Source organism: Oleiphilus sp. HI0128 (assembly GCF_001635365.1).
Window position 1 is genome coordinate 1 of record NZ_LWGG01001110.1, and the last position, 965, is coordinate 965.

Sequence of the window (965 nt, forward strand, 5' to 3'; positions counted from 1 at the left end):
CAGGTCGTTTTGCTGTGCTGAATAAAATAGATGTGCTCTGGGATGACCTGCAGGGTGAACCGCATATTAGTGCTTCGATTGAGCAAATTCGGCACCTAACAGCCAAGCAGCTGAATATGGATGCAGAAGATGTTTTGCCTTTATCTGCAAAACAGGGTTTGATTGCTAAAATCAGAAAAGACCATTCATTATTGCAAAAAAGTGCTTTTCCTAAATTGGAGAAGCTAATTTCCAAGCGAATTATTGCCGAGCGTGAGTCAACGATTTACAAAGATCTTCTGCGAGATTTGCAAAAGATGCTGCATGGCTCGCAATCAGTTTTGAATGACCGTTTGGCTAACTTATACGAGCGTCACGAAGGGCTAGAAAGAGAAGTACTAAGCCCCGAAATGTTGCAGAATCTAGCCAAAGAAACGCACACCGAGCACGATATCTATCACCGCAAACTGATCACTTTACGCTCTAGTCGACGTTTGATGGAGTCGCAAGGAGAAGTATTGCAGCAATTGGTTAGTGAAGAGCGCTTGAAAGAAGTGCTCAAACATACCAAGCGTGATATGCAAGATTGTTGGAGCACCGTTGGCTTGGTTCACTCGATGAATAAATTTTTCGATAAGATGGATAAAGAACTCGATAATGTCGAGAGTGAAGCAAAAATTGCCGACAAAATGGTTCATGCAATTTATAAGCGCTTCAAGTCGGACGTTCATGCCAAGTACCTTAAACCAAGAAAGTTTACAATTGGTGAGCAGCGCAAAGCGCTAGAGGCTTTGAAAGCAAAGTTGGTGAAGTTCTGTCGACGACCTAAAATGTTTATGACGGAACAATCGGTGCTGATAAATCACTTTTTTAATACCTTTGCTGCAGAGATGCGTCTGATCCAGCTGCAAATTATTAAACAAGCCAAGCAGTGGCCAGAAGAGGCTTTATTACCGCTTATTCAATATACTCATGAGCAAAAAACC

At 42.1% G+C, this 965-nt stretch carries 1 pseudogene; it reads left to right on the forward strand.

Going from position 1 to position 965, the window contains the following annotated elements:
- Positions 1-965: pseudogene (locus tag A3763_RS28885) on the forward strand (GTPase); the annotation flags it as partial.